The 24,994-nt window shown below is 52.4% G+C and carries 17 protein-coding genes, 1 tRNA gene and 1 pseudogene; 1 reads left to right on the top strand and 18 read right to left on the bottom strand.

All coding sequences use genetic code 11. The features are described 5' to 3' along the window. Positions 1-165: 165 nt before the first annotated feature. From AC6I8N_RS12745 to AC6I8N_RS12770, 6 genes are all read right to left on the bottom strand, one after another. Positions 166-1,623 (bottom strand): NAD-dependent succinate-semialdehyde dehydrogenase, encoded by a 1,458-nt coding sequence (locus AC6I8N_RS12745; RefSeq protein WP_497829180.1) that lies wholly within the window; start codon positions 1,621-1,623, stop codon positions 166-168. 149 nt (positions 1,624-1,772) lie between these two features. Continuing rightward, positions 1,773-2,732 carry an HTH-type transcriptional regulator Cbl gene (gene cbl, locus AC6I8N_RS12750; RefSeq protein WP_021182774.1) on the bottom strand — a complete coding sequence of 320 codons (960 nt, stop codon included), beginning with the start codon at positions 2,730-2,732 and terminating at the stop codon, positions 1,773-1,775. A 405-nt stretch (positions 2,733-3,137) separates the two neighbouring features. Beyond that, a complete protein-coding gene (gene nac, locus AC6I8N_RS12755) occupies positions 3,138-4,055 on the bottom strand; it encodes a nitrogen assimilation transcriptional regulator NAC (RefSeq protein ID WP_021182773.1) in 918 nt (305 codons plus the stop codon). A 397-nt stretch (positions 4,056-4,452) separates the two neighbouring features. Beyond that, positions 4,453-5,475 carry an ABC transporter permease gene (locus AC6I8N_RS12760; RefSeq protein ID WP_200864650.1) on the bottom strand — a complete coding sequence of 341 codons (1,023 nt, stop codon included), beginning with the start codon at positions 5,473-5,475 and terminating at the stop codon, positions 4,453-4,455. A gap of 23 nt (positions 5,476-5,498) precedes the next feature. Beyond that, the gene (locus tag AC6I8N_RS12765) at positions 5,499-6,983 is read right to left on the bottom strand and encodes a sugar ABC transporter ATP-binding protein (RefSeq protein ID WP_021182770.1); all 1,485 of its coding nucleotides are present in this window, start codon (positions 6,981-6,983) and stop codon (positions 5,499-5,501) included. A gap of 33 nt (positions 6,984-7,016) precedes the next feature. Continuing rightward, positions 7,017-7,940 (bottom strand): sugar ABC transporter substrate-binding protein, encoded by a 924-nt coding sequence (locus AC6I8N_RS12770; protein ID WP_208724062.1) that lies wholly within the window; start codon positions 7,938-7,940, stop codon positions 7,017-7,019. Positions 7,941-8,447: 507 nt separating this feature from the next. Here AC6I8N_RS12770 and AC6I8N_RS12775 point away from each other — a divergent pair. Continuing rightward, positions 8,448-8,523 (top strand) — tRNA-Asn (locus AC6I8N_RS12775). A 178-nt stretch (positions 8,524-8,701) separates the two neighbouring features. Here the strand turns inward: AC6I8N_RS12775 and proR are convergent. The 12 genes and pseudogenes from proR to AC6I8N_RS12835 all read right to left on the bottom strand — a co-directional run bounded on the left by proR (position 8,702) and on the right by AC6I8N_RS12835 (position 24,830). Beyond that, positions 8,702-9,005: pseudogene (gene proR, locus AC6I8N_RS12780) on the bottom strand (transcriptional regulator ProR). 3 nt (positions 9,006-9,008) lie between these two features. Next, the gene (locus tag AC6I8N_RS12785; protein WP_021182766.1) at positions 9,009-9,146 is read right to left on the bottom strand and encodes a hypothetical protein; all 138 of its coding nucleotides are present in this window, start codon (positions 9,144-9,146) and stop codon (positions 9,009-9,011) included. 278 nt (positions 9,147-9,424) lie between these two features. Beyond that, positions 9,425-9,838: an immunity 22 family protein gene (locus AC6I8N_RS12790; protein WP_497829181.1), complete on the bottom strand. Its 414-nt coding sequence runs from the start codon at positions 9,836-9,838 to the stop codon at positions 9,425-9,427. Between the two features lie 182 nt (positions 9,839-10,020). Beyond that, positions 10,021-10,464: a DUF6386 family protein gene (locus AC6I8N_RS12795; RefSeq protein ID WP_497829182.1), complete on the bottom strand. Its 444-nt coding sequence runs from the start codon at positions 10,462-10,464 to the stop codon at positions 10,021-10,023. 215 nt (positions 10,465-10,679) lie between these two features. Beyond that, positions 10,680-11,294, bottom strand: a complete 615-nt coding sequence (locus AC6I8N_RS12800) for a DUF6707 family protein (RefSeq protein ID WP_497829183.1) — start codon at positions 11,292-11,294, stop codon at positions 10,680-10,682. Positions 11,295-11,305: 11 nt separating this feature from the next. Then, entirely contained in the window at positions 11,306-15,775 is a 4,470-nt protein-coding gene (locus AC6I8N_RS12805; protein WP_497829184.1) for an RHS repeat-associated core domain-containing protein, read from the bottom strand. Positions 15,776-15,777: 2 nt separating this feature from the next. After that, positions 15,778-16,191 carry a DcrB-related protein gene (locus AC6I8N_RS12810; RefSeq protein ID WP_497829185.1) on the bottom strand — a complete coding sequence of 138 codons (414 nt, stop codon included), beginning with the start codon at positions 16,189-16,191 and terminating at the stop codon, positions 15,778-15,780. Further along, entirely contained in the window at positions 16,188-18,110 is a 1,923-nt protein-coding gene (locus tag AC6I8N_RS12815; protein ID WP_497829186.1) for a type VI secretion system Vgr family protein, read from the bottom strand. Before AC6I8N_RS12815 ends, AC6I8N_RS12810 begins: the two co-directional genes overlap by 4 nt. Before the next feature lie 275 nt (positions 18,111-18,385). Then, the gene (gene tri1, locus AC6I8N_RS12820; RefSeq protein ID WP_497830691.1) at positions 18,386-19,483 is read right to left on the bottom strand and encodes an ADP-ribosylarginine hydrolase Tri1; all 1,098 of its coding nucleotides are present in this window, start codon (positions 19,481-19,483) and stop codon (positions 18,386-18,388) included. A gap of 271 nt (positions 19,484-19,754) precedes the next feature. Continuing rightward, the gene (locus AC6I8N_RS12825; RefSeq protein WP_497829187.1) at positions 19,755-19,970 is read right to left on the bottom strand and encodes a hypothetical protein; all 216 of its coding nucleotides are present in this window, start codon (positions 19,968-19,970) and stop codon (positions 19,755-19,757) included. Between the two features lie 12 nt (positions 19,971-19,982). Beyond that, positions 19,983-24,386: an RHS repeat-associated core domain-containing protein gene (locus tag AC6I8N_RS12830; RefSeq protein WP_497829188.1), complete on the bottom strand. Its 4,404-nt coding sequence runs from the start codon at positions 24,384-24,386 to the stop codon at positions 19,983-19,985. Between the two features lie 3 nt (positions 24,387-24,389). Then, positions 24,390-24,830 carry a DcrB-related protein gene (locus AC6I8N_RS12835; RefSeq protein ID WP_497829189.1) on the bottom strand — a complete coding sequence of 147 codons (441 nt, stop codon included), beginning with the start codon at positions 24,828-24,830 and terminating at the stop codon, positions 24,390-24,392. Positions 24,831-24,994: the final 164 nt, after the last annotated feature.

The raw sequence follows: 24,994 nt of genomic DNA on the forward strand, positions 1-24,994 counted from the left end.
ACAGATGATTTAGCTCACAAATTATGCGCATCTCTTTGGTGCACTGCGCATGAAACTTGCACTAAAACGGCGAATAGCCGGAAAAACATGACATTGCGCACAAAATAAAAAAACGCCTGTTACCGGAAGTAACAGGCGTTGAGCTGACCGTTTGTTAATTTACAATCAGAGACTGCCAATATGAAAAGTTTTCTGCTCCAGATACTCTTCAATTCCGTAACGAGAACCTTCACGCCCTAATCCGGATAATTTAATTCCGCCAAAAGGTGCCGCATCTAATGAAATCGCGCCGGTATTAAATCCTACCATGCCAAATTCCAGCGACTCGGCAACACGCCAGGCGCGGCGAATATTTTCGGTGAAGAAATAAGCACCTAACCCATAAGGCGTATCATTCGCCATAGCGATTGCTTCCTGTTCGCCGTCAAACATAAACAACGGCGCTACCGGGCCAAAGGTTTCTTCATGAGCAATACGCATCTTGTTGGTTACATTGCCTAACACCGTCGGCTGCACAAAGGTGCCGTTGGGCTGGCTGATACCGCCACTGAGCAGCGTGGCCCCCTGGCTAAGCGCATCATCAATATGACTGTTCACCTTCTCGACGGCGCGATCGTTGATCAACGGGCCGATGGTACTTTGCGCATCAAAACCGTCTCCGACTTTCAGGGTCGCCACGGCATCCAACAAGCGCGCGCTAAAGCGTTCATAGATGCCGCGTTGAACCAGAATGCGGTTGGCGCAGACGCAGGTCTGTCCGGCATTGCGGAACTTACTCGCCATCACTCCGGCCACCGCGATGTCTAAATCAGCATCATCAAAGATGATCAGCGGCGCGTTACCACCCAGTTCGAGACTCAGGCGTTTGATGCTGTCGGCACTTTGCTGCATCAGTAATTGCCCGACGCGGGTGGAGCCGGTAAAGGAGATTTTGCGCACCGTGCGGCTGGCAGTCAGCGTACTGCCGATTTCAGTTGGCAGTCCGGTCAACACCTGAAGTACCCCACTCGGGAATCCGGCGCGCTCCGCCAGTACCGCCAGTGCCAGCGCCGAAAGCGGCGTCAGTTCGGAAGGTTTCACGATAATCGGGCAACCTGCGGCCAGCGCCGGGGCCACTTTGCGGGTGATCATCGCAATCGGGAAGTTCCACGGCGTAATCGCCGCCGCCACCCCGACTGGCTGCTTCAGCACCAGAATGCGGCGATCTTCGCTGGGCGCCGGGATGGTATCGCCATAGATACGTCGCGCCTCTTCGGCAAACCATTTGACAAAGCTGGCACCGTACAACACTTCGCCTTTGGCTTCTGCCAGCGGTTTGCCCTGCTCAGCGGTCATGATGATGGCCAGGTCATCGGCGTTGTCCAGAATCAGCTGATGCCACTTTTCCAGCAGCGCCGCACGGGTCGCGTTCGGGGTCTTGCCCCAGCTGATACGCACTGACTCGGCATAATCTATCGCCTGCTCGGTTTCGGCGGCACCCAATGCCGGAATGGTGGCCAGCGTTTCCTGGGTTGCAGGATCAATCACCGGCAGCGTTGCCCCTGCCAGCGCATCCTGCCAGCGACCGCCAAATAACGCCTGCTGGCGCAGTAATTCCGCATCTTTCAGTTGAATACGCGACATGCTTTTCCCCTGTGTCTGTGTCATTTCACTGTAACGCGGCGGCACAGCGCAGGATGTTTTTCTGCGATGGGGAAATAACACAGGTACGCGTTTTGCGACGGGAAAAGAAATTTTATGCTGTGCGGCCCGGATGGGCCGCGCAGGGGGGATTAGATCTGGAAATCGATTGCCGGTTCGTCGCCGGTTTCGTAGGAGAGCGCCTGACGTTTGATCTCTTCCAGCGACAGGTTGGCGTTACACAGTTCGAGGAACTGCCAGACATAGTTACGTTGCAGCTGGCCGCGCTTCAGGCCGAGCCATACGGTGTTGGCATCGAACAGATGATGTGCATCGATTTTCACCAGGTCTTCGCCATCATAGATGTCGCAAGCCTGGTCAGCGAGAATACCGACGCCCAGCCCCAGTTCGACATAGGTTTTCACCACATCAGAATCCTGTGCGCTGAGCACGATGTCTGGCTTTAATCCGGCGGCCTGGAAGGCCCGGTCAACACGCGAACGGCCAGTGATGCCCTGCCGATAGGTGATCAGCGGATAACGATTTAGTTGTCCCAGCGACACCGGCTCGCTCTGCAACAATTCATGATCGTGCGGCACCAGCAGCGAGTGATGCCAGCTAAACCACGGAAAAGCCGCCAGACTGGCGTTGTTCACCAGTTGCTCACTGGCGATGCCGATATCCGCTTCACCCGCCAGCAACATCGCCACAATTTCCTGCGGCGATCCCTGGTTCAGCTCCAGCCGCACATTGGGATAGAGTTGACGAAACGCTTTAATCACGCGTGGCAGGCTATAACGCGCCTGCGTGTGGGTGGTGGCGATGGTCAGCACCCCGCTGGTTTCATTGGTAAACACATCCGCGAGGCGGCGCACTTTACCCGCTTCATCGAGGATGCGTTCAGCAATGGTCAGCAATGCTTTGCCGGGTTCCGTCATCCCCAGCAGACGTTTGCCACGGCGGATGAAAATTTCAACGCCCAGCTCATCTTCCAAATCGCGTATATGGCGACTCACCCCGGATTGTGAGGTAAAGAGCGTATTGGCGACCTCTGTCAGGTTGAACTCGCAACGGGCTGCTTCGCGTATAATTTTAAGTTGCTGGAAATTCACACCCTTTTCTCCTGATTCCTGCCCTGTTTCTTCCATGTTATGAAGTTGCTGGCAGCACAACAAATAATTAAAAACGGTTTGTTATGCGGAATAGTAATAAGGGAATTGGAGGGAGACAGGTTGGTTCAAGAAGGTTCCACCCACCCACCGCCTGAAAGCCTGCTGCTTGCTTAATTGCGCGATAAATCGCGCAGGCAGCAATGATGATATGACAGCGAAGTTAACGTCGTGCAGCGGTGAAAGGCGGTGTTGAATTGTAGCGGCGTTATCGCGCAAAAAAAGAGGCTGGCGCAAGGCCTGGGATTACAAAGGGTGCGGCCAGGCACCCTTTGCTCGGTCGCCGCACCGGCGAACTGCAACTACATCAGCCCAAGGCGAACGAAACCGGCACGAATCCAGCCGCTATCAGCTCACCAGCATCAGTTCGCGATCTTCCACCATCGGCTTGTTCAGCAGCGACAGCAGGATATTCTTCACCGCCTGAGCCGACGGAGAGAGTGGCAGGCGCGCCGACACGTTCAGCGACAGCGGCAGGTTCAGAGATGGGCTATTGATACGCGCCATCCACGCATGAGTGGAACTCACCAGCGCACGCGCCGCAGATTCCGGCAGCACGGTCACACCCATCCCGCTGGATACCGCTGCGGTCAGCGTCGAAATCGATTCGATTTCACCAATAATACGTGCACTCAGGCGACGTAGGGAGAAGGCTTCATCCACGCGTTTACGCACGGCGCTGTAGTCGCGTGGCAGGAACAGATTCATCTGTGCCACATCGGCCAAATCAACAGTTGCGCCCGGACAGTCAGTAGCACCGACCAGGTAGAGTTCTTCTTTCATCAGCGGAATGCTGTTGATGCCCGCAGTCGGTGCACGGTCATACAGCACCGCCATATCCAACTGACCGTTCATCACTTTTTCATTCAGCGACGTACCGCTGTTCTCGTGCAGATACACCAGCACATCCGGGTACTGCTCGCGGACGGTTTGCAGCAGCGGCATGGTCAGCGACGACGCTGCGGTTCCCGGAGCCAGACCAATCGAAACCTGACCATTCAGCGCCTGACCAGCATTGATCACCGCCGTCTGTGCCTGTTCACACTGGCGCAGGATGGTGCGAGCATGGGCATAAAGAATTTTACCGGCTTCCGTCGGCGTCACACCACGCTTGGTGCGGATCAGCAGTTGCTGATCAAGTTCATTCTCCAGCGTAGCAACCTGCTGGCTAAGCGCGGGCTGCGCAATATGCAACACTTCTGCTGCCTGAGTCAGGCTGCCGATATCGACGATTTTTACAAAGTATTTCAGTCGTCTTAAGTTCATTTTGCCTCCGTCACGGATCCCCGAATGCCCAATTATAATTGGAGCTCTTAGCCTGCTGGCTTGTGTCATAAAGATTGCAATATGCAGGCCAGGTTTTATCAGTTCACAAAAAAGCTTTACCAGATTTTTCCTAACGGCGCGGAAAATAAGCGTTTCTGATTACCCCATAAGGGTTAATAAGCGCAGGGCATGGCACGGATTGTTGAAAGATTGCGCTGAGCGCACCATTACGGTGCAGAAAATGCGAGGCAGATGTGCAAAAAAGTGATGACCCGACGTACACAATTGGTGCACGTCGGGTCATGGATATCACGCAACTACGCGTGGAGACTGGATTTCCTGGTGTTGGCATTCAGGCTACCGCGCAAGGCGGCAGCCTGATCAACTCAGAAGGTCATTAGCGTTTCTTACGGTTACGATGCATGTCGATAGAAACAGCTGCAACGATGATGATCCCTTTAATAATGTCTTGCACGTAGGCGTCCACACCCACGAAGGTAAAGCCACTTTTAATCAGACCGAGGATCACCGCACCGATCAGGGTGCCGGTAATACGTCCCACCCCCCCCATCAGGCTGCTACCACCGATAACGGCTGCGGCGATGGCATCCAGTTCGTAAGCAAGGCCCATACTGGATTGCCCACTGCTGACGCGCGCCGCCAGTACCACCCCGGCCAGGCCAGAAAGTGCCCCGGCAATGGTGTAGACGATGATCAGGTACTTATTCACGTTGATGCCTGACACTTTGGCGGAAGTCATGTTGCCGCCAATCGCGTAGACATATTTGCCGTAGCGGGTATGTTTCAGCGCGATATGGAACAGGAACGCTACCACCAGGAAGATGATAACCGGCATTGCGCCCTGGCCAATTGAGGTAAAGCCATCCGACAGGAAACTGATTGGGTTGCCCTGAGTGTAGTACTGCGCCAGACCACGGGCAGACACCATCATCCCAAGCGTAGCAATAAAGGGAGGAATGCCAGTCTTGGTAATCAATACACCGTTGACCAAACCGCACACCAACCCCACCCCAATCCCCGCGACAATCGGAATCGCAGCAGGCAGGTTCACCAGCGAAGGATACATGGGCGACAGGCTATCGGAGGTTTGCGCCAGACTGGCCGCCACCACCGCCGTCAGGGCGATTACCGACCCTGAGGAGAGGTCGATACCGGTGGTAATGATGACCTGAGTCACCCCAACCGCGATGATACCGATAATCGCCACCTGCAATACAATCAGGACCAGACGGTTAGTGTTCAGCAGGAAGGATTGGTCACGCACATACCAACCCGCAATTTCGAAAATCAGGGCAATGCCCAGCATAACAACAAAAATACCGGTGTCTTTGGGCAGCTTGTGACGCAAGTTGCCGAAAAACGAAGTCTGCTCGGTGGCCTGGGAGGCCGTCACTTTCATGTTGCTCATGGTTGTCTCACGCCTCACTCGGATGCCAGCGACAAAATGGTTTCCTGGTCGGCCTCTTCTTTATTGAGGATGCCGGTTATACGTCCTGCGTGCATCACCATCACGCGGTCACTCATGCCGAGGATTTCCGGCAATTCTGACGACACCATAATGATGGCGACGCCACGGTTAGCCAGTTCACTGATCAGACGATAGATCTCTGCTTTGGCGCCTACGTCGATACCACGCGTAGGTTCGTCAAGGATCAGGATCTTCGGCTGCGCCAGCAGCCAGCGGGCAATCAGCACCTTCTGTTGATTCCCCCCGCTGAGGTTATTGATAATTTGGTCCATAGTCGGCGTTTTAATGTTCAGCTTACGGATCTGCTCCATGCAGTCCTGCGCCATTTTCATATGACTGACGAAGCCGCTTTTTCCGATGTAATCCGGCATGTTGACGATGCTCATGTTCTCCAGCACCGACAACACCAGGAACAACCCGGACTTTTTACGGTCTTCCGTCAGGAACGCCATGCCTTTTTCAATTGCAGTGGACGGTGAGTCGATCTTCACCGGAACACCGTCAATCAGCACTTCGCCGCTGTCGAAACTCTCCATACCAAACAGGCTTTCCATCACTTCACTGCGTCCGGCCCCCACCAGCCCGGCAACGCCGAGGATTTCGCCTTTACGCAGGGTAAAATTGACATCCTGAAAGCGACCTTTGCTGTTGAGGTTACGTACCGTCAACACTTCTTCACCGATGGCGTTATTGAATTTCGGGAACAACTGGGTGAGTTCACGGCCTACCATCTGCGTAATCAGCGACTGACGGGTAAACTGCGTGGTGCTGTTGCTGCCCACCCAGGCACCGTCACGGAAGATGCTGATTTCGTCAGTGATGGAGAAAATCTCATCCATTTTGTGGCTGATATAGATGATGGCTTTGCCCTGCTCACGCAGGTCACGAATAATGGTGAACAGATGCGAGACTTCGGTTTCTGTCAGTGCCGAGGTTGGCTCGTCCATAATGACGATGTCTGAGTTCCACGACACCGCTTTGGCGATCTCCACCATCTGCTGCGCTGCGATGCTCAGTTCACCGACCATACGCTCGGCTTTGAGACGGATATTCAGTTTGTTCAGCAGCTCTTGCGTCTGCCGGTTAAGCAACGCGTGATCGACAAAGCCGTATTTCATCGGTTCGCGACCCAACCAGATGTTTTCGGCCACGGTCATATGAGGCACCAGATTCAGTTCCTGGTGGATCATGGAAATCCCGGAACGCAGCGCGTCCATCGTGTCCTGAAACTGCACTGGCTCCCCTTTAATGCGGATGGTGCCCTTATCGGGACGATACATCCCGATAAGGCATTTCATTAAAGTGGATTTGCCCGCGCCATTTTCGCCCATCAGGGCATGTACCGACCCCGGTTTCACTCGCAGTGAGACATTATCGAGTGCCTTCACTCCAGGGAAGAACTTGCTGATGCCTTCGGCTTCAAGCGCAAAAGCGGTCATACATCACCTCCGTACGGCTTTGTCGGGTTCGGTTTATTTCTGGTTCATGCTGGCGAATTTGGTGTAGTTGTCTTTGGTGATCAGCTGGAACGGGATGTCGACAATCTTCTGTACCTTTTCACCGTTGACCAGTTTGATAGCGGTTTGCACTGCACCTTCACCCTGGCCTTTGGCGTCCTGGAAGACACTGGCGACCATTTTGCCGTTTTTGATCATCTGCAACGCATCAGGCGTACCATCTACACCAGCCACCAAAATGTGGTTCGGGTTTTTGCCCAGAGCCTGTAAAGCACCGATCGCCATTTCGTCGTTGTTGGAGGCAATAGCCTGGATATCATCCCCCGCAGTCAACCAGTTACTCACCACATCCACCGCATCGTTGCGGGTGAATTTTGCAGTTTGCTTCTGTACCACTTTGATGTTCGGATATTTTGCCACCACCGCTTCAACGCCTTTGGTACGCTCACGGGTTGATTCGTTCGCAAGGTCACCCAACAGGATGGCGACGTTACCTTTACCGTTCATCGCTTTGGCTAATGCTTCCATTTGCAGACGACCTGCCAGTTCGGAGTCGGAACCCACGAAAGCCATTTTGTCGGTGAGTTCGCCCGCCGGTTTACGGTTAACAAAGACCAGCGGGATACCGGCTTTGCTTGCTGCATCAATCACTGGTTTTACCGCATTGGTGTCAACTGGGTTAACAATGATGGCGTCCACGCCCTGCCCGATAAAGTTCTGCACCTGTTGCAGCTGCTGTGCAACGTCGCCCTTAGCGTCTTCCACCTGCCCTTTGATGTTGTCTTTTTGCATCTCTTTTTGCATTGAGGTACGCAGAATGGTCAGAAAGTTGTCATCAAACAACGCCATAGAAACACCAACCTGGAGATCTTTTGCCATTGCAGCGGCAGGTAACATGCAAACTAACAGGGAAGTCACTAACGCTTTTTTAATGTTCATAGGTAACCCTTCTTTATCGTTAACATGCACAGGTTGGCTGATACCTCGAATGAAAAAATTCTTTTACATTCACTCAACGTCACTGGCGTTTTTTATCTGGTTGTAGAGGTAAGGCTTCTGGTTTAACGTTATCGGTTTGCAACAACTCCTTTCTGTAACTTGTTCCTTATCAACAAGTTATTTTCAAAACAGCGTTTCGGGTTGTAAAAGTTGTTCCGCCAGTGATGATAAGCAGTTCATTTATTCCATCTAGATGACATTTGAAATTTTCATCATAAAAGCACTGAAACGATTGTTTTAAAATCGGCAAATAACAAAACTTTGACACGCATCTAACATCTGCGAGGAATTGCGTTTAAAGTGAGATCTTGCTGGCAGTTTGAATTGTGATCATTCAAGGCAGAAAAACAGCAATCCGCTGCTTTTCCGCGCACTTAAACCAAAAGTGTGCAGGAGGGCTTTGACAACGGGGATCGGCATCGCTAATATGCGCCTCGTTCCAACGATTCCTCTGTAGTTCAGTCGGTAGAACGGCGGACTGTTAATCCGTATGTCACTGGTTCGAGTCCAGTCAGAGGAGCCATATTTAGAAAAGCCCGCTCAGGGAAACCTGAGCGGGCTTTTTGCTTTCTGGTAAATGTTCACAACCAGAATGCGCGATAAATCGCGCCGCTACGGATGCGTGCTTTGGCACTGCGTCGCTGAATACCGCAGGCTTGGTAGCGGCGTGATTTATCACGCCTGTCAGTTTATGTGCGATGTCACAGCATAAAACCGTAATGAGAACCGTCCGGCAACTCAACATCAACACGCAGCTTGCCACCTGCGGCTTCAACATAACGTTTCGATGTGGACAGCTTGACATCACGTCCCGGTTTTTCCATTTCGGCTACCGTCGGTTGCTTCACCCCAAGGGATGTCGCCATTTCCACCTGAGTTTTTATCCACCTTCTCACGCAATTCTGCGAGATGGATATTCAGTAGCGTCTCGGTGGCAATCTTCTCAGCCTTTGCCACGACTGAGGGTTTTTCATCAGCCAGTAATTGTTCCAGCGTACGACCCATACATTACTCCTTCTTTGTCAGCGGCAGATGTGGGCCTCGGGCACGCAGCACCATCAAGGCAGCCAACACGCGCGCACGATCGTGATCGTCTAATCCACTGAACCAGATGTCAAACCACGATGTCGTCTCAACATGCCACACAAAACCTCCTTGTAATATAGGTTGTAATTTATATAGGTTTAAGCCTATTGATGAGGTTATGTGCAAAGATTGATGTGAGGCAATGAAGGGTTTGTTGTGCTGGAAGGACGATTCCGGGAATTTGGTGTAATAAAGGAAGAGTTGCAGGGAGGTTGTGCGTGAGATCGGGAAAAGAGAGGAGATTGAAGTTGGTGACAAGAAAAAGCCGGAATGCCCATAATAGGCAATTCCGACAGCTACCAGTAAAGTTACGGTTGCATCATTTTTTTAATGATAATCTAATCACCCTTGAAACAACCAATATATTTCAACCCATTAAAATCACTTCCGATTGCAGGCAGGGTGGGAATATCAGAACTGGAATACCATAAAATAGAATTTGCTTTATCAATGCCCAAACTTGAGCAAACTTTTTTTACGTTGCTCATTTCACTCTGGTCAACTGCTGCTTCCTGAAGAATTTCGCTAAGAGGAATATCATTATCTTCTCTTGGTATAATTCCAATAAAATCATCATCATACCAATTTATGCCAAGATACTGACAAAACGCACAAACTTTATAGGAGGGATCCTCAAAATCACCTTCGGTGGAGTAATCCAGCTCGAAGTATTTAAAATAGTCGCCCTCTGAATCATGATTACTTCCTATCCAAAGATGTACACTATCAGCTTCGTAAGCATTACTCATCATGAGCATCCTGGTAATGATAAACATAATGCATCACTGTTTCTTAGGTTGATGGCTTTATCGGGGCAATGAGCGGCCAACAAAAACCGGAAGGATCATTCTGACCACTTCCAGCTTCATTTTTGGTTCTTTATCACTTTTACTTTATACTAAATAATTTGTTTAGAAAATTATGCGTTAATATATCATAACCTAATTAAATCATTAATATTATTAACACCACGAGTCGATTTTTTGAATGATAAAAAAACATTATATCTTTCTTTTTTAAACTTAACTTCATAGAACCCAGGTGAGAGCTCAAAGAAAATGCCTGACATATAATCTGAACCATCAGGCTCAAGATCTCCGCCACTAGTATCCTCACCGGCACCAATAAACACCTTCCCAACTGGAATATTCAAAAACAGTGACCCATATCCGTCTTTAAGATCATCACAAATTTCAACCGTGTAGTCACCATCACTGCCAAGGTTTAAAAATAGAACATTCCCTTTATTTATTTCACCTACTTCATCATCAGGAATACTCCACCAATCAGGATCATCATTAACTCTGTGCTTTAAAGAAGCCACGTCAAAAACAGATAACGTCGCAGTATCCGTTGAAAAAGAGAATTTATTAGTCATATCTTGCTTTTGTTAAGAGGTAAATTCGTTTCACATCGCTTAATTTTGCACCACTCAGAATTGTTCAAATTCACCTGCTAAAGAATTCAATATTTACCATTACTCTTGAGAATATTAATATTAGAAGTATGAATTTTAAATATAGACAGAATCAACACAAACCCTTCATTGTAAAAGGTCAGTTCCGTAACCATTTAAAACTGACCAATAAAAAATCAAGAAAAAGGCTTTACTTTACTAATTGACGATTTATTTAATAACCCCCGCATAGAAGATAAGTTATCCTCTATGTCCCTCTCAACCTTATCAATAGAGTACTCAGGTGAACCACCTAATATTTTAATTTTAATCAACTTCATTAAATAGACTAGTCTCAAGTCAAAAGAGATGGCGAAATCTTTGTTTTCTCCGCTAGCAACTGACTCAGCTAATTCAACTCCTTCTCCTGCCATAAAGCGATTATGAACATTATTTCTTATTTTTTTGAGCATGCCCTCGCCGGAATCTAAAACACTCTTTATTTTCAAAACAGAATCGTTATATTTTTCATCATCCTGCTTCAACAGTGCCAACTGTGCTCTCAGAGAAATCGAAAACTCGATCCAAGTCCAATAATCATAATCATTATCAAACCCAATAGAAGATAATTTTTCAGATATAATTTCAGCATCATCAAATTCATCATTCACATATTGAATAAATGCAAGTTTTGATAATGACTCCAGTACCATCTTTCCAGTTTTTAAATTTTTCGCTGGAATACTCTCAATCTTCGATTTTAAAGAAGAGGTTTTCTCAGATAATTCTGTAATAATATTGTCAAATTTCATTCCAAACCTTCTTATTCAACGACAATTTTTACTTTAGTACCATCAGGGAACGGTTTTAAGGCATTTGCTATTGAAGAGCCCGCACCTCGGTTATCACTTGGATCAATGTACCGCACACTTGCACCTTTCCCCCCCTCTCTGAACATCGCCATTGGGAACTCATCTCGGTCATATCCTTTTAAGGTAGGGATTCCTTTAAGCGATTCAGCTCTGTTTATGCTGGCAGATGCTCTATCTATAGTGAATATATCGCGTTTATCACTGAAAATAACATCTTTAATATGACCGAATGTTTGCTTGTATTCTTTATGAGTAAGTACCAGCACGATATCGTGAGTAACGCCATCTCCCTCACGGACACGACATCCTTTCCAACCCATAGGGTCTACCCAACCTATAGGGTCTGTCACGTAAGTATAATTATTCAACCCACCCGCTAACCCTATCGGGTCCAACTGGGTGTAACGTCCGCCGCACGGGTCATAGTACCGGAAAGTGTTATAGTGCAGACCGGTTTCGCGGTCAAGGTACTGCCCCTGGAAGCGCAGGTTCTGCGGCACATCCCAGTCAACACCAGTGCGCTCCCGTGCGGTGCGTCCCCAGGCGGAAAACACCCCCTGCCAGACAGTGTCACCGCAATTATTTGTCACCCGATCCGGCAGGCCGTTGATCTCGGTGTGATACCAGTAAACCTCAGCGTGCTGCTGATAACTGTCGATGCGCGCTATCGGTTCGTAGCTGTTTTCCGCATAGACATACTGCACCGCAGCTTCGGGTTTGCTGTCGCTGTGCTCACCCACCATCTGCATCCCGGACCACGCATAATGCGTGCATTCCGGCTTCACAGCATGACGCCGCCAGACCTGTTTGCCGATACGGCGGCCCAGCGCATCGTACTGATATTGTGCACGGGTGTATTCGGCATCCCCCTCAATCAACACCTCGCAAATGCGGTGTTCATCGTCGTAATGAAAGCGCTGCACAATGCCGCGCTGGCTATCATGTCGTTCGGTCATACGACCAAAACCGTCGTATTCCCAGCGAATGCCCTCCAGGCGCTTCAACAGGTTATCCCACACCGGATGCAGATCTTCGCTGGTGCGGTTATCCGCCGCGTCATACCAGAAACGTTCCTCGCCGCCCGGCTGAATGCTGCGCGTCATTCTGCCCGCCGCATCGTAGCCCCATAATGACTGGCTATATTTTTCTGCCGGGCTGGAAGGGGCACCATCGGTGACAATCTGGCGAATGATTTGGTCAGCGCGATCCCACTGATAACGCCGCTCCGACACCAGCCGCTGGCGCAAATTATCGACGCTGCGACGCAGGGTAATGCGCCCGGCAATGTCGTACTGCGTCTCCAGTTCCAGTTCACCCTGGGTGCGATGCGTTTCGCGATGCAGACGGTCACGCTGATATCCCGCCAGCGCATGCGTACGCCCACCTAACGTTAACTGCATCTCCAACAGATGGCCGGTACCGTAGCGTAGGTACTGCATCTCACGTCCGTCGGGGTACACAGAAGCGCTCAGGTTGCCCAGTGCATCATACTGGTGGCGATATTCGCCAGAATGATTCTGTTCACTGACCAGCCGACCCAACGGGTCGCGTTGGAATACCATCACTTCCGCGCCAGTCGGTTCACACTCGTTGATGATGGCCTGGCGCCATGCATCGTATGAGAAGCGGTGGATCTCGGTGCTCAGAGCATGGTAGCGATACTCGGTGCGGTGCTGCGGCGTTTCGCGCGCCGCCATCCTGCCCAGAACATCGTATTCATAATTCACCACCGTTGGTGCCAGTTGACTGTCGCGCACCGGGTGACGGATCAACGTCTCCACCTGCTGCACGCCGTTGTACTGGTATTCGGTTTTACGTCCGGCGTAGTCCTGCTGCTGCGTGAGCAGTCCGGCTGGCGTGTAGTCAAAATGCCACTGCTGTCGGTTGCCGTTGGTCAGTGTCACCAACCGTCCGGCCCGGTTGAAGTCATAGCGAGTCACCTGTCCGGCGGGATCAACCGCCTCAATCACCTGACCGCGCGCATTGAGCGTTACCCTGCGTTCCAGCATGCCATCAATATTCTGACCGCATAGCAACCCGGCCTGGTTGTACTTAAACAGCGTTTCCCGCCCGTCGGCGCGCACATAGGTTTGCAGGCGTCCCGCTGCGCTCCACTGGTAGCGATCGGTGTTACCCAGTGCATCGGTAGTGCTGATCAATTTTCCACAGGCATCGTACTGCCGCTGGCTTTGATAGCCCGAGCAGTCCTCTTCACGGATCAACTGCCCGCGCATGTCCCACCAGAATTGATGGCTGTTTTCCAGCGCATCGATACGTCGCGTCAGATCGCCCTGTTCATTCCATTCAAAACGGGTAACGCCGCCTGCGGGATCGGTCAACGCGACCACATCGCCCGCCAGATTGTAGTCGTATTGCCACAATGCGCCGTCCGGCAGTACCTCCTTGAGCGGCAGCGCGTACAGCGGATGCCAGGTGGTGATGCGGGTGCGATCCAGTGGGTCGCGCTCCATCGTCATATTACCGCGTTCATCCCAGGCGTATTCCCAGCGTGCACCGCCTGGCTGCGTCATCGCCAGCAGCTGTTCGCTGTTCGCCGCCCAGTCGAACGACCAGTCTCCACCGTGTGGGTCGGTCCAGGCGGTGATACGGCTGAGGGCGTCCCAGTGGTGCTCGCTGCTAACGCCTTCATCATTGCTGACACGCGCAAAGCGCTCCTGCTCATCTGTCTCAATGCGCCAGCTCTCCAGCACCTCATCCCGTTCGTCGCACACCTGATACGCATGGACGCGCCAGTGCCGTGAGTTGTGTGCAGGCCGCCACTGATACCGGATCGTTAGCCCGGTCGCATAGCTGTGCCATGCCATCATATCGCTCGCCTGATCCCAGCCGTAGCGACGAGTGACGATAGCGTCGGCGTCCGTCACGGTCGTCAGTTGCCCCTGGTCGTTATAACCGTAGGTCACCAGCAGATGACGTGCCCCTGCCGCAATCTGGTAAACCGCGCTCAGACGCCCGGAATGCGTGCCATATTCCAGTTCCACATCCAGCGCGTCGTTATCGCTGGAGATACGAACCAGTTTGCCTTCATCATTCCAGCTAAAATGCTGTACGTTTTCGTGGCGGTCATAGAGACGATGGATGCGCCACTCGCCCGGTCGCGTTGGATCCGGCTCAAACAACTGATGCTCACCTTCGCTGGTCTGCATCACCATCGCGCCATTCGGGCTGCAAAACAGCTTCAGCCCCTCCTGCTGGAAATCAACCACATCGCCAGGGTTGACCTCCCCCATGCCCAGCTCGCGTCCGGTCATGTCCTGGTAGATCAGTTGATTATCCGGCAGGCGCCAGAGGCGAACTTCAAACGGCAGCATCCAGCCAGTACCGAGCATACCGGTAGCCAGATTGCGGCTGTGGTAGATACGCTGCCAGTAGAGCGGCATACGATCCGGCAGCACAAAATCGAGATCCTCTTCGCGTGTGAGGATTTTGGCCCCGGTGGCGATATTTACCGGGTGTAAGGTCTGGACAGCGGCTTCCATGCCAATGTTGCCGAAAATCGGACAGATCGTTTCTTTTGCCAGATCGCGCAAAATCAAGCGGCTGAAGCCAAAGCGGTACAGCTCCGGCAGGATACCCACCAGCGCACCGCCGATCAGGTTCCCCGCCATGTACGCCCAAATATTTTTACCGCTGTGGATGTCACGAACCGTAATGGTATCGCCACCGATGCGCACCCGCGGATTTTCACTCAGTTTGATTTCCGCTTCGCAGGTACTTTTGTGTCCGTTACGTGCGGCGGGTTGATTGTTGATCAGTACCTTTTTCGAACCCTGCGCAATAAAATTGCTGCTGGTGACCATATGACCTTTGGTGCAGGCCACGGTATCGAGCGGCAGCGGAGTCGCATACGGACTGGCGCTCTCCACCACCGGCTGCATCAGGCTGGTCCAGACGTTTTTACCCCAATCCTTAACATCATCCAGTGAGAGATGACTGGCCCGCTCGGCTACCGCCATCAGCGCGGCACCGGGGTTAAGCGCGGTCTTCATTGCCGCCGCCACGCCGGTCAGCGCCAGCATGCCTACCGCCGCCCAATCGATGCCGTTGTCAGCCGCCGCTGGCGCATTAAGATAATCGCGCGACACGCTACCCGCCGCGCGCGCCGCCAGCTTCCCTTTGATATGGACGTTGCCGGATCCGCTGACAATAAACGCATCCGGCGGCCCGGGGTCAATAAGGCTGTCGACCAGTGACGCCGCCGCATTGCCGATCGTCTCCAGGCCGCCACTGAACACCAGCGTAGCTATTGCTACGCCACCCAGCAGCGCACCAACGCCGGTTCCGGCGGCGATCACGATGCCAGCGACAATCGCGCCTTCCACCAGGCCGCCGACAAAATCCGCCAGCGCCGAACTGTGCACCAGCGGATCGCCGATACGCGCCGCGAGATAATCTGTCATCCTCAGCCTCCCGGTTGCAGACCAGCTTTGATCGCGGTCCAGAAGGCATCTGCATCCGCATCAAACGGCTGCATCCGGCTGAGGGTAAACGCCAGCAAATGGTCATTCACTCGTGCCACGGCGAGCTTTTCATACACCATCACATGTTGATTTTCGAAGCGCAGTGCCACCTCACGCGCCGGTAAACCGGCAACGTCGCTGTCCACCACCGGCCCCAACACCACCTTTTTCATATTGCGTTTAATTTTGCCCAGTTGCTTGCTGAGGTATTGCTCCTCATCCCCCACCGGGATATCCCACGCACGGGTGATCACCAGGGTCGCATCGGCGAACTTCAACACATTGATGCTGTGATCCTGGACTGCGCCAGGCAGGTTAAGTACCCCTTCAGAGAGGGCAAAAGGGACGGTTTTCATGCGTTATCTTTTCCTTGATTAAATGCCGCTTTGACGGCGTCCTGGATTTGCGCCGGGGTTGGCTCTACGGCGGGCAGTGCGCCGGGTTGCTTCAGATTAAGATCCAGCGTTCCGCCGGTGTTGATCTGGCCAGTGCCGGACGCATCAATATTAAAATTCACGCATTGCAACGTGACCTGACCGTTAGCACCTAATTCCAGCACCGACTGGCCCGCCACCAGGCGGATGCCGCTGTCGGAAGCCTGCACAATCGCCCCCTGGACACGCTGAATAAAACCGCCACCCACCAGTTGGGAGTGGGCCAGTTGCGTCGCCTCCGTGTGGCTACCTGACACCGTGCCGTTGTAGTCCTGGGTGACACTGACGGTACGCGAACCGCCAACGCTGTGGGTCTCGTCGTTTTTGACGTTGGTATCCATGTTCTTCTGTGCCTGGATCCATAGCTGCTCTTCGCCCGCCTTATCCTCAAAACGCAGCGCATTGGCGGTCTCTGACGTGCCATCTTTCGAGCGACTGAGAAACCCCATCTGCGTCGCCGCCGCGGGCAGCGCCCAGGGGGGCATACTCGCCTCGTTATACACGCGGCCAATGATCAGTGGGCGGTCCGGATCACCATTGATAAAATCCACCACCACTTCATCGCCGACACGCGGGATCTGCACCCCACCAAAGCCCTGGCCCGCCCAGGCACTGGAGACTCGCACCCAGCACGAACTGGTATCGTCACCTTTTGCCAGTCGGTCCCAGTGGAATTTCACCTTCACCCGGCCATAGCGGTCGGTCCAGATCGACTCCCCCTGTGGCCCCACCACTTTCGCGGTCTGCGGGCCATGCGTTTTCGGCCACGGCGTTCTGGGGGGCGCACGATAGGTGATCGTGGTGGGTAACACGGTAAAGGTGATGTTGTGCGAGGCGGTGACATCGCCGCTGGCATAGCTGTTTTCCTCGAAGCGATATTCCGCACTGGTGGTCAGATACTCACCGTTGTCGCTGAAATGCGGCGCATTAAGCAACTCAAAGGTGTAACCGGGCGCAATGCCGGTCGCCGTACCGGTACCGCTGACGCTGTGATGCTCCACCTCCCACACTTCCTGGCGGATGCGGGTATAGAAATCGCCGTGGCTGTGATCAACAAAATGCCCCGGCCAGTCGTACACATCCACCGTACCCGGCGTGGGCGCGACCGGATTCTGCCGCGCCTGCAACATCCAGGCATTCGGTTTGCGGAAATCGTAATCGTCGGTGCTGTACATCCCCGGCGTGACGCTCTCTGCCAGCGACCACTGGCTGATCCCCTCTTCCGTTACGCTGCCACCGGAAACGGCAACGTGGTAGGGAATGGTGGCGTAGCCGCTAAACGGCTGATGCTGATCGGCCGCATCGCACAACACCAGCGTATGTTTATCGGACTCATGGCGGAACCAATAGTAGATCCCCTCCAGCTCCATCAGACGGTTGATAAAATCGAAGCTGCTTTCCTGGTACTGCACGCAGTACTCCCACACCCGATAGCTGCTGGCGAGCTTTGACTCGACATTGACGTTGTACTCCTTCAACAACGTCTGCACGATCTGCGGCACCGTCTGGCTCTGGAAAATACGCAGGTTACGATCACGCTTCATCGGCCACAGGTCCGGCTCAACGGTCAGAGCATAAACCGCATAGCGCGTGCCGTTCAGCTCCTCGCTGCGAACCGCTACGCGGGTGATCTTGCCGTTGATATAGCGTGGCGTAAGCAGGTTCTGGGTCGGCAACGTAAAAGTAACCGCTTTACCCAACAGGGCATGACGATCGATGCGGGCATCGGTCGACAGCAGATCCGCCTGAAGGGTGAATGATTCTGACAGGGCTTCACGCCCGCTGAGTTTCCAGAACAGCAGGCCCTCCGTGGGCAGCTGGACGGTGATGCGTGAGAACATAAATGGAGTCCCGTGACTGGTTTACGGCCCAGAGCCGTATTAAACAAAAAAGAGGTAACGGGTATCGCTACAGATAAAAACGGATTATTCAGTGAAATCTCAGGCAGCCAGTTCAGAGGTTGCCAGCCAGAAATTTAAGCAGCTGTAATAATGAAATAAAAAATTGATATGACAGCAATGCAATGACTTAATGATTTTTCTTATTCACCTTTGCAAGTTCACTAAATATTCAGCCGTAATAAAAATAGGTCATCGTGCCGTTTAAAAGATAAATACTACAGGTAAGTCGGTGAGAGTTTAAAAAGATCCTCTGCTATCGTACTAATACGCTTCTCTTCCGCCAGTCTGGCACGCCATTCCTGATGAATGCCCGAATAGCCATATAATGCGCCAGCAATCTGACCCGCCGTTGCCGCAACGCTATCGGCGTCATCCGCCAGATTAGCGGCAAGCAGAATGGCATCACGAAAATTGTCGGTGTGCCAAACGGACCACATTGCAGCCTCAAGCGTATCAATAACATAACCAGTGGAGCGAATTTGCTGGCGCGTTTTCATTTTATATTCTCCTGCATTAATCAGGGCTGTTCGCGCATTGAAAGGGCAAAGATGTGGCGACATAGCCTGCTGTTTGTTCGCCCCATTCAGCAACTTGTGTAACACCAGTCCCAGCAAACGACTGCTATCCAATGATTCTGGCGCACCATGGGTCGCACGCCCTTGTTGCTCCGCATCGCAAAGTGTATGGAGGAGCGAATGACGCTGGAAAATCGCCGCTGGAGAAAGGCGGATAATAGCCGCATTGCCTGCAGTTTCTGGATCTGTATTCCCAAACCAGTCAGGCCCATGACTGATATATTGTTCGAGGGCATAACGGGTTGCCATGCCGATATCGAAACACACGCCAGTTACACTGTTTACACCGTATCGATACCAATTCACCATACGATTGCGGAAATCGGTCAAATCCAGCTGTTGTTTAGCAAGATAAGTCTCGGCAAGGCAAAGAGCCATTGTAGTGTCATCAGTCCATTCTCCCGCTCTAAGCGCGAAAGGCCCACCGCCGACCATATCTGTGATATTACGCTGATCTCGTGGCAGAAACTCCAGCGTAGTCCCGACGGCATCCGCTACCGCCAGGCCAACAAATGCACCTTTGGCACGATCCAGCAGAAGACTATCTTCCACAGTAGTGGGATTAGACTGAAGCCATTCTGGTATAGCTTTGCTACCCTCTAGCCAATCAGAATAATTTAACTGAAAATTTTCCAGGCTAATATTATTTGCAAGGTATTCTTGAGGGAAATGATTGGCATAATTAGTACGAACGTGAATTCCGATTTCAGAGATAGAACTGCGGAGATCGAACATTATCTATTTACCTTTAATTAAAATCGAAAGACACTCAGTTAATTAAATGATTACCCTATCTGATGAGAACCAAGTCAAAATATCAGTTCTGTGGTTTGGTTACCGTAACAGTTTATCCCAATTTTTGCTTACTCCCTCCGGACAGAACGACCTTCCACATCGGTTAAACGTTCCGGCATTCCGTTGGCGGCACAGTGGAACCAAAATATCTCCGATCCGGTTACGCCATCATAGCGATAATGCCAGCACACCTCACCGTTGTCCTTTTCATTCCTTACCCAAAAAAATAAAACAGCTCATCAAATTTTTCCTTATCCTCTTTATTAAAAGGCTTTATTTTATTTTTATTTATTATTTCAAACACTCCTCTTACTGCGACTCTTTTTGGAGGAGAAGCAATCACCTTCTCAACCTCATCAATTAAAGCATTATCTGAAAGATACTCCTTGGCCAGTTCCAGAAGAATCTCATTACCTTCATTAATATTCACATCAACCCTCTATCAATCAATAATATCTACTTGATCGAAATTGACTATCCGATTATCTGCATTTAGCTGAACCGCACCACCCTTACCATATTGTGGATAGGCTTCTGCAAATGGTTCAAGCCTTGGTGCTTCTCTATCACCAGCCCAATAAGGAACCCTAACTTGAGGTTTACCATTTTCATAAAGCTGCAAAGTATCAAACGTACCTCTTAATCTTGCATCACTCCATTCTGGAGCTATTTGAAATGCATTCTTCGCCTCGGCCGAAGTCGAATATTTCTCGAAACCAATGTATGACGCAGGCGCAGATTTACTCTCAATTGTTTTTAAAGCCCATTTGTTGACCTGACCATCATCATCAAGATATCTCATATAACGATAAGCAGTTGAGGGCATCGTCGCACTTGGTCCATCTGGCCCGACATAAAAATCAGGTTTACACCTATTCAGCCCCAGCGGGTCTATCCAGCTGAACGCATTCGGCGCATACGCATACAGATTCAGCCCACCCGCCAGCCCTATCGGGTCCTGCTGCGTAAACCGCCCGCTGTCCGGGTCATAATACCGAAAAAGATTGTAGTGTAACCCAGTCTCCCGGTCCAGGTACTGGCCCTGCATTCTCAGATTCTGTGCAAAGCCCGGTGTGCGTTGGTTCGATTCTCGCAGCAGTTTGCCCCAGGCGCTGTTGACTCCGTCCCAGACTGCACGCCCTTCCACATCGGTTAAACGTTCCGGCATTCCGTTGGCGGCACAGTGGAACCAGAATATCTCCGGGCCGGTTACGCCATCAATACGTGCCAGAGGTTCATAGCTGCCGCTGTCTCTGTAGACATACGTCAGGGGTACCTCGTCCTGCACTTCCTGGAGCAGACGAAAACCTTCCCAGACGAAACGGGTTGTTACGGCACGCCCCGAGGGTCTGCCCTGCATCAGTGGCTGACTGGTTTTGCTGATGCGTCGGCCCAGCGGGTCATAGCGAAAACTCACCCGTGTGCGTGGTTTATTGCGATCGCGCGGTTCACTCAGGACTTCGCTCAGGCGGTGCTCGCCATCATAGCGATACCGCCAGCGCACCTCGCCGTTGTCCTTTTCTGTGGTGCGGCCATGTACGTCATACTGCCAGCGGATGCCCTTTAATTGCGTCACCCGATTATGGGATACCCGGCCTGCGTGGCGTTCCAGTGGGTTTCCGGCAGCATCCCATTGCCACTGCGCATTACCTGGCTGTACGCCTTCCTGTGACAACAGGCGGCCCGTACTGTCGTAATGCCACAACGTCTGGCTGAAGGGATTCTCATCACGTTCTTCACGGATCAGGTTATTGCGATAGTCAAAATCGCGACGACGTGACCAGCAGCGAGGGGCCGGGCGTTGCGCATCGCCGTTAAACACCTCTTTTCGAGTCAGACGTCCCAGACGATCATATTCACTGCGCGTCGTCAGATGGCCCTGGCTGCGACTCAGTTCCCGGTGCAACGCGTCACGCGTAAACTCGCTGACCGTAATATTGTCCAGCGCGATACTCAGCAGATGCCCGCTACCGTAGTAAAGCTGTTTCAGCTGGCGTCCGTCCGGCAACGTCAGTGCAGTACAGTTACCCAGCGCGTCATAATCCCAGGCCAGTTTACCCTGCTCCCCTTGCTCGGCGATGACCCTGCCCAGCGCATCGTAGCTGAAGGTAATTTCCTGTTCAGGTTCAAGGCTCCACGCGGTATCCGATAACGGCAGATGCCGGGCGATGTTTGCCAGTTGCCCTGCTGAGGTATAGCGATAGCGGGTCTGTCCTTCCGGCGTGGTTCGTGCCAGCAGTTGCCCGGCGGCGCTCCAGGTGAAACGATGCGTGATAGCCTCAGGATGTCCCGCAGCAAAAGTCCGTGATATGGCCCGACCAGTGGCATCCCAGGCATAATGGGTCGCCACACCGTCCAGTCCGGTCTCTGCCAGCAACAGAGAATCCGCACCCCAGGAAAATTGGTAGCGCTCGCCATTCTCGTTAGTCAGCGCCGTCATGCGGCCCCGACTGTCCCAGCTACGCTGGATTTCTTCACCCTGGGCATTTCGGGCTGAAATCAGACGTCCACAATGGTCATAACGGAACTCACTGCGGGAACCATCGGCCGATTCCTGCGCCACAGGTAAACCCGCTTCGTTCCAGAACAGACGTTCTTCCCAGCCCTCAGCCCGCTCCAGTCGCAGTGGGCGACCTGCTGCGTCAAATTCATAGTGCGTCTCTTCGCCGTTGGGGGTGGTAACACCTTTCAGCCAACCCAGAGGATGGTAACGATAATGGGTGGTCTGGCCGGAACAATCCGTTTCACGAATCACCTGTCCGGCATCGTTGTAATCACGACGATAGTGGTTGCCTGCACTGTCCTGTTGGTCAGTGACAAGACCATACTCGTCACGCTGATAGCGGGTAGTCTGGCCCTGTGCATCCACCACCCGTTCCAGACCGTGATGAACATCATAGTAATATCGCGTTGTCGCCCCGCCAGGTTCGGTGACGACTGTCGGCAGCGCGCGGTGCGTCAGCCACTGCACTGCCTGTACAGCGCCATCCGCGTCTTGCTCTTCAACCCGGTTACCTGAATCGTCGTAGCGAAAACTCACGGCGTTACCGAGCGGATCAACACGCCGCGTCAGTAACTCATCCTCGTTCCATTCATAGCGCCATTTTTCACCGCGCTCATCGATATAACAGGTGATCAGCCCCTGCGCATTCCAGTGATGTTCACGCTGCTGCCCGTCATAGGTAGCGACGCGCGTCACCCCAGCCGCCAGATCGTATTCCATCCGGCAACCATCGCCACTGCTGGTGCGGTTCTCCACTACACGCCAGTGATCCTGTTTTTCCCAGCGGTATTCGCTTTCCAGACCACCCGCCAGCTGATGCCAAATCATCAGATGTTCGTTGTTGTAGCGGAAAGCCCGGGTGACGATATCTGCCGCATCAGTGACGCTGGCAAGCTGGCCTTTTTCGTCAAACGCCCAGCGCATTAACAGCCAGTGTTGGTCACCGTCGAACTGGCTGGCTGATGTTACGCGTTGTGGATGACGAGCATCGTCATAATGCAGGGTGACATCAATCGCCAGTGGTTCATCATGAATCCTCACCAGACGGCCATGCGCATCCCATCCCATCTCCAGCATGTTGCCGTATTCATCACTCAGCGAGGCCAGTCGCAACAACTGTGGATTTGCCGCCGTCGGTTTATAAAGCCGCCATACCGCACCATCATCATCAGCAATAGCAACATCCCCCTGCTGATTACGGCGTACGATTAGCCCTTCGCTGACGCTGTACAACACCTCTTTATCGCCCGGCAAAGCGAATCGAAGTTCACGTCCACTGTCGTCGAACCAGGTCGCCTCTTTGTCTTTCAGTTGCAGATAACTGTCAAACACGGTAGCCCAACCCAGGCCAAACAGACCGGCACGCCGGGTCAGGCTGTTGTAACTGCGCTGCCAGCGCAGTGGGAAACGTCCGGGCAGGACGAAGTCACGTTCGGCTTCATCATTTAACACCTTGACACCCGTGGCGGCATGAACCGGATGCGAAGACGAGAACACCGCGTTGATGGCCATATCCGCCAGCATACCGCCGCCCGCCATTGCCAGTGCACAAGGCATATTCTTCAGGATCTGACCCGGGCGGCCCCGGATCAGTGATAGGCCAATCATCGCCAGAGCTAATCCCGGCTGTTTGCCACTTTTAATATCGCGAACCGTCAGGGTATCGCCACCAATGATGACGTTAGGGGAAACCTCATCCGTGATAGTCGCTTCGCAGGTCGTGCGATCTTTGGCACGAACCGCAGGCTGACCATTAATAAATACGGATTTCGACCCTTCAGCCAGATATTGCGGACCACTGTGTTTTTCACACACTACCTTGTCCTGTTCCAGCGGTGACGTACCTGCCGCTGCGGAGGCCACTGAAGGTTGCCACATGGCACTGCCAAACTGCTCGGCCATTGACAGCAGCATTCCGGCATAGTCGGCAAAACTATCAGGAGACTGAGGTTCCGGGGATGGCGTATCACTGGATGTCAACATACCTGCAGCGCGCGCCGCATACAGACCATTGATAATGACATCTTCCGACCCCGTGCTGATTACACCTGCCGGAGACGGAGGAAAGAGAAAGTTACCAATACCATCGGCGGCAGCCGAAATATCATCGGTGATGCCGGCAGCGTTTGCGGCAGCACCGGCGACTATTCCGCTCATCAGACAACTGCTGCCAAGTGCGGTTAATGCGCCTATACCCAGCAGAGGGCCGGCAACCGTGGCTACGCCAGCGACAATAGCCCCCATGGCGGCATAAGTGACACCTTCCGCGACAATGCTGGTGATATCGGCAAAGATGCTGGAATGAATGATCTCATCGCCCTGCCGGGCAGCACGGTTATCCATGAGTTATCTGTTCCCTGGATTTTGCAGTGACAGACTCTGTTTGAAGGTATTCCAGCGCGCATTGTCTTCTTCAGTGAAAGCACGCAGAGCAGAAAGGGTAAAAACCATCAGAATGCTGGAGTCTGGCACTGCCGTCGCAAGTTGTTTTTGCCATAACGCCTGGCCATTGCGTTCGAACGCGGTTTCCAGTTCGATGGCGTGCAATGCATCTTCTTTTCCGGTAGTAATCCGGGAGAGTGCACTCTGTTGGATATTCCCCATCTGGGGGCGCAATGTGTCCCATTGACGTTGAAACTCCTGTTCAACGTCACTACCCGTCGGAATGGGGCCACGGCTGACAATCAGCGCAAGGCCGCTTGCTTCGTCACGCAGAATATTCATTGTGGTGTCCTGCCACGCAGCAGGAAACAGGGAAAACGATCCCTCGTTGAATTGATAGTCCATAAAAGTATTCCGTATGGGGAGTTGACTCAGATGTTATTACTTAGAGGGCATTCTCAGTTGAAAATGAAATTACCTATTCTGATGCCATCAGAAAATGACATCTGAAAATCATAATTTTCCGGACAAAGGCCACACAAGGATAATAGCGAGACCTCTATTGCCTG

It is taken from the genome of Pantoea sp. X-Soil-TKNS-1279 (assembly GCF_059730565.1).

Excerpts from the sequence above, each read along its gene's own strand:
- AC6I8N_RS12745 (WP_497829180.1), bottom strand. The coding sequence starts at position 1,623 with ATGTCGCGTATTCAACTGAAAGATGCGGAATTACTGCGCCAGCAGGCG.
- nac (WP_021182773.1), bottom strand. The coding sequence starts at position 4,055 with ATGAACTTAAGACGACTGAAATACTTTGTAAAAATCGTCGATATCGGC.
- AC6I8N_RS12760 (WP_200864650.1), bottom strand. The coding sequence starts at position 5,475 with ATGAAAGTGACGGCCTCCCAGGCCACCGAGCAGACTTCGTTTTTCGGC.
- AC6I8N_RS12765 (WP_021182770.1), bottom strand. The coding sequence starts at position 6,983 with ATGACCGCTTTTGCGCTTGAAGCCGAAGGCATCAGCAAGTTCTTCCCT.
- AC6I8N_RS12770 (WP_208724062.1), bottom strand. The coding sequence starts at position 7,940 with ATGAACATTAAAAAAGCGTTAGTGACTTCCCTGTTAGTTTGCATGTTA.
- AC6I8N_RS12790 (WP_497829181.1), bottom strand. The coding sequence starts at position 9,838 with ATGATGAGTAATGCTTACGAAGCTGATAGTGTACATCTTTGGATAGGA.
- AC6I8N_RS12795 (WP_497829182.1), bottom strand. The coding sequence starts at position 10,464 with ATGACTAATAAATTCTCTTTTTCAACGGATACTGCGACGTTATCTGTT.
- AC6I8N_RS12800 (WP_497829183.1), bottom strand. The coding sequence starts at position 11,294 with ATGAAATTTGACAATATTATTACAGAATTATCTGAGAAAACCTCTTCT.
- AC6I8N_RS12805 (WP_497829184.1), bottom strand. The coding sequence starts at position 15,775 with ATGACAGATTATCTCGCGGCGCGTATCGGCGATCCGCTGGTGCACAGT.
- AC6I8N_RS12810 (WP_497829185.1), bottom strand. The coding sequence starts at position 16,191 with ATGAAAACCGTCCCTTTTGCCCTCTCTGAAGGGGTACTTAACCTGCCT.
- AC6I8N_RS12815 (WP_497829186.1), bottom strand. The coding sequence starts at position 18,110 with ATGTTCTCACGCATCACCGTCCAGCTGCCCACGGAGGGCCTGCTGTTC.
- AC6I8N_RS12830 (WP_497829188.1), bottom strand. The coding sequence starts at position 24,386 with ATGGATAACCGTGCTGCCCGGCAGGGCGATGAGATCATTCATTCCAGC.
- AC6I8N_RS12835 (WP_497829189.1), bottom strand. The coding sequence starts at position 24,830 with ATGGACTATCAATTCAACGAGGGATCGTTTTCCCTGTTTCCTGCTGCG.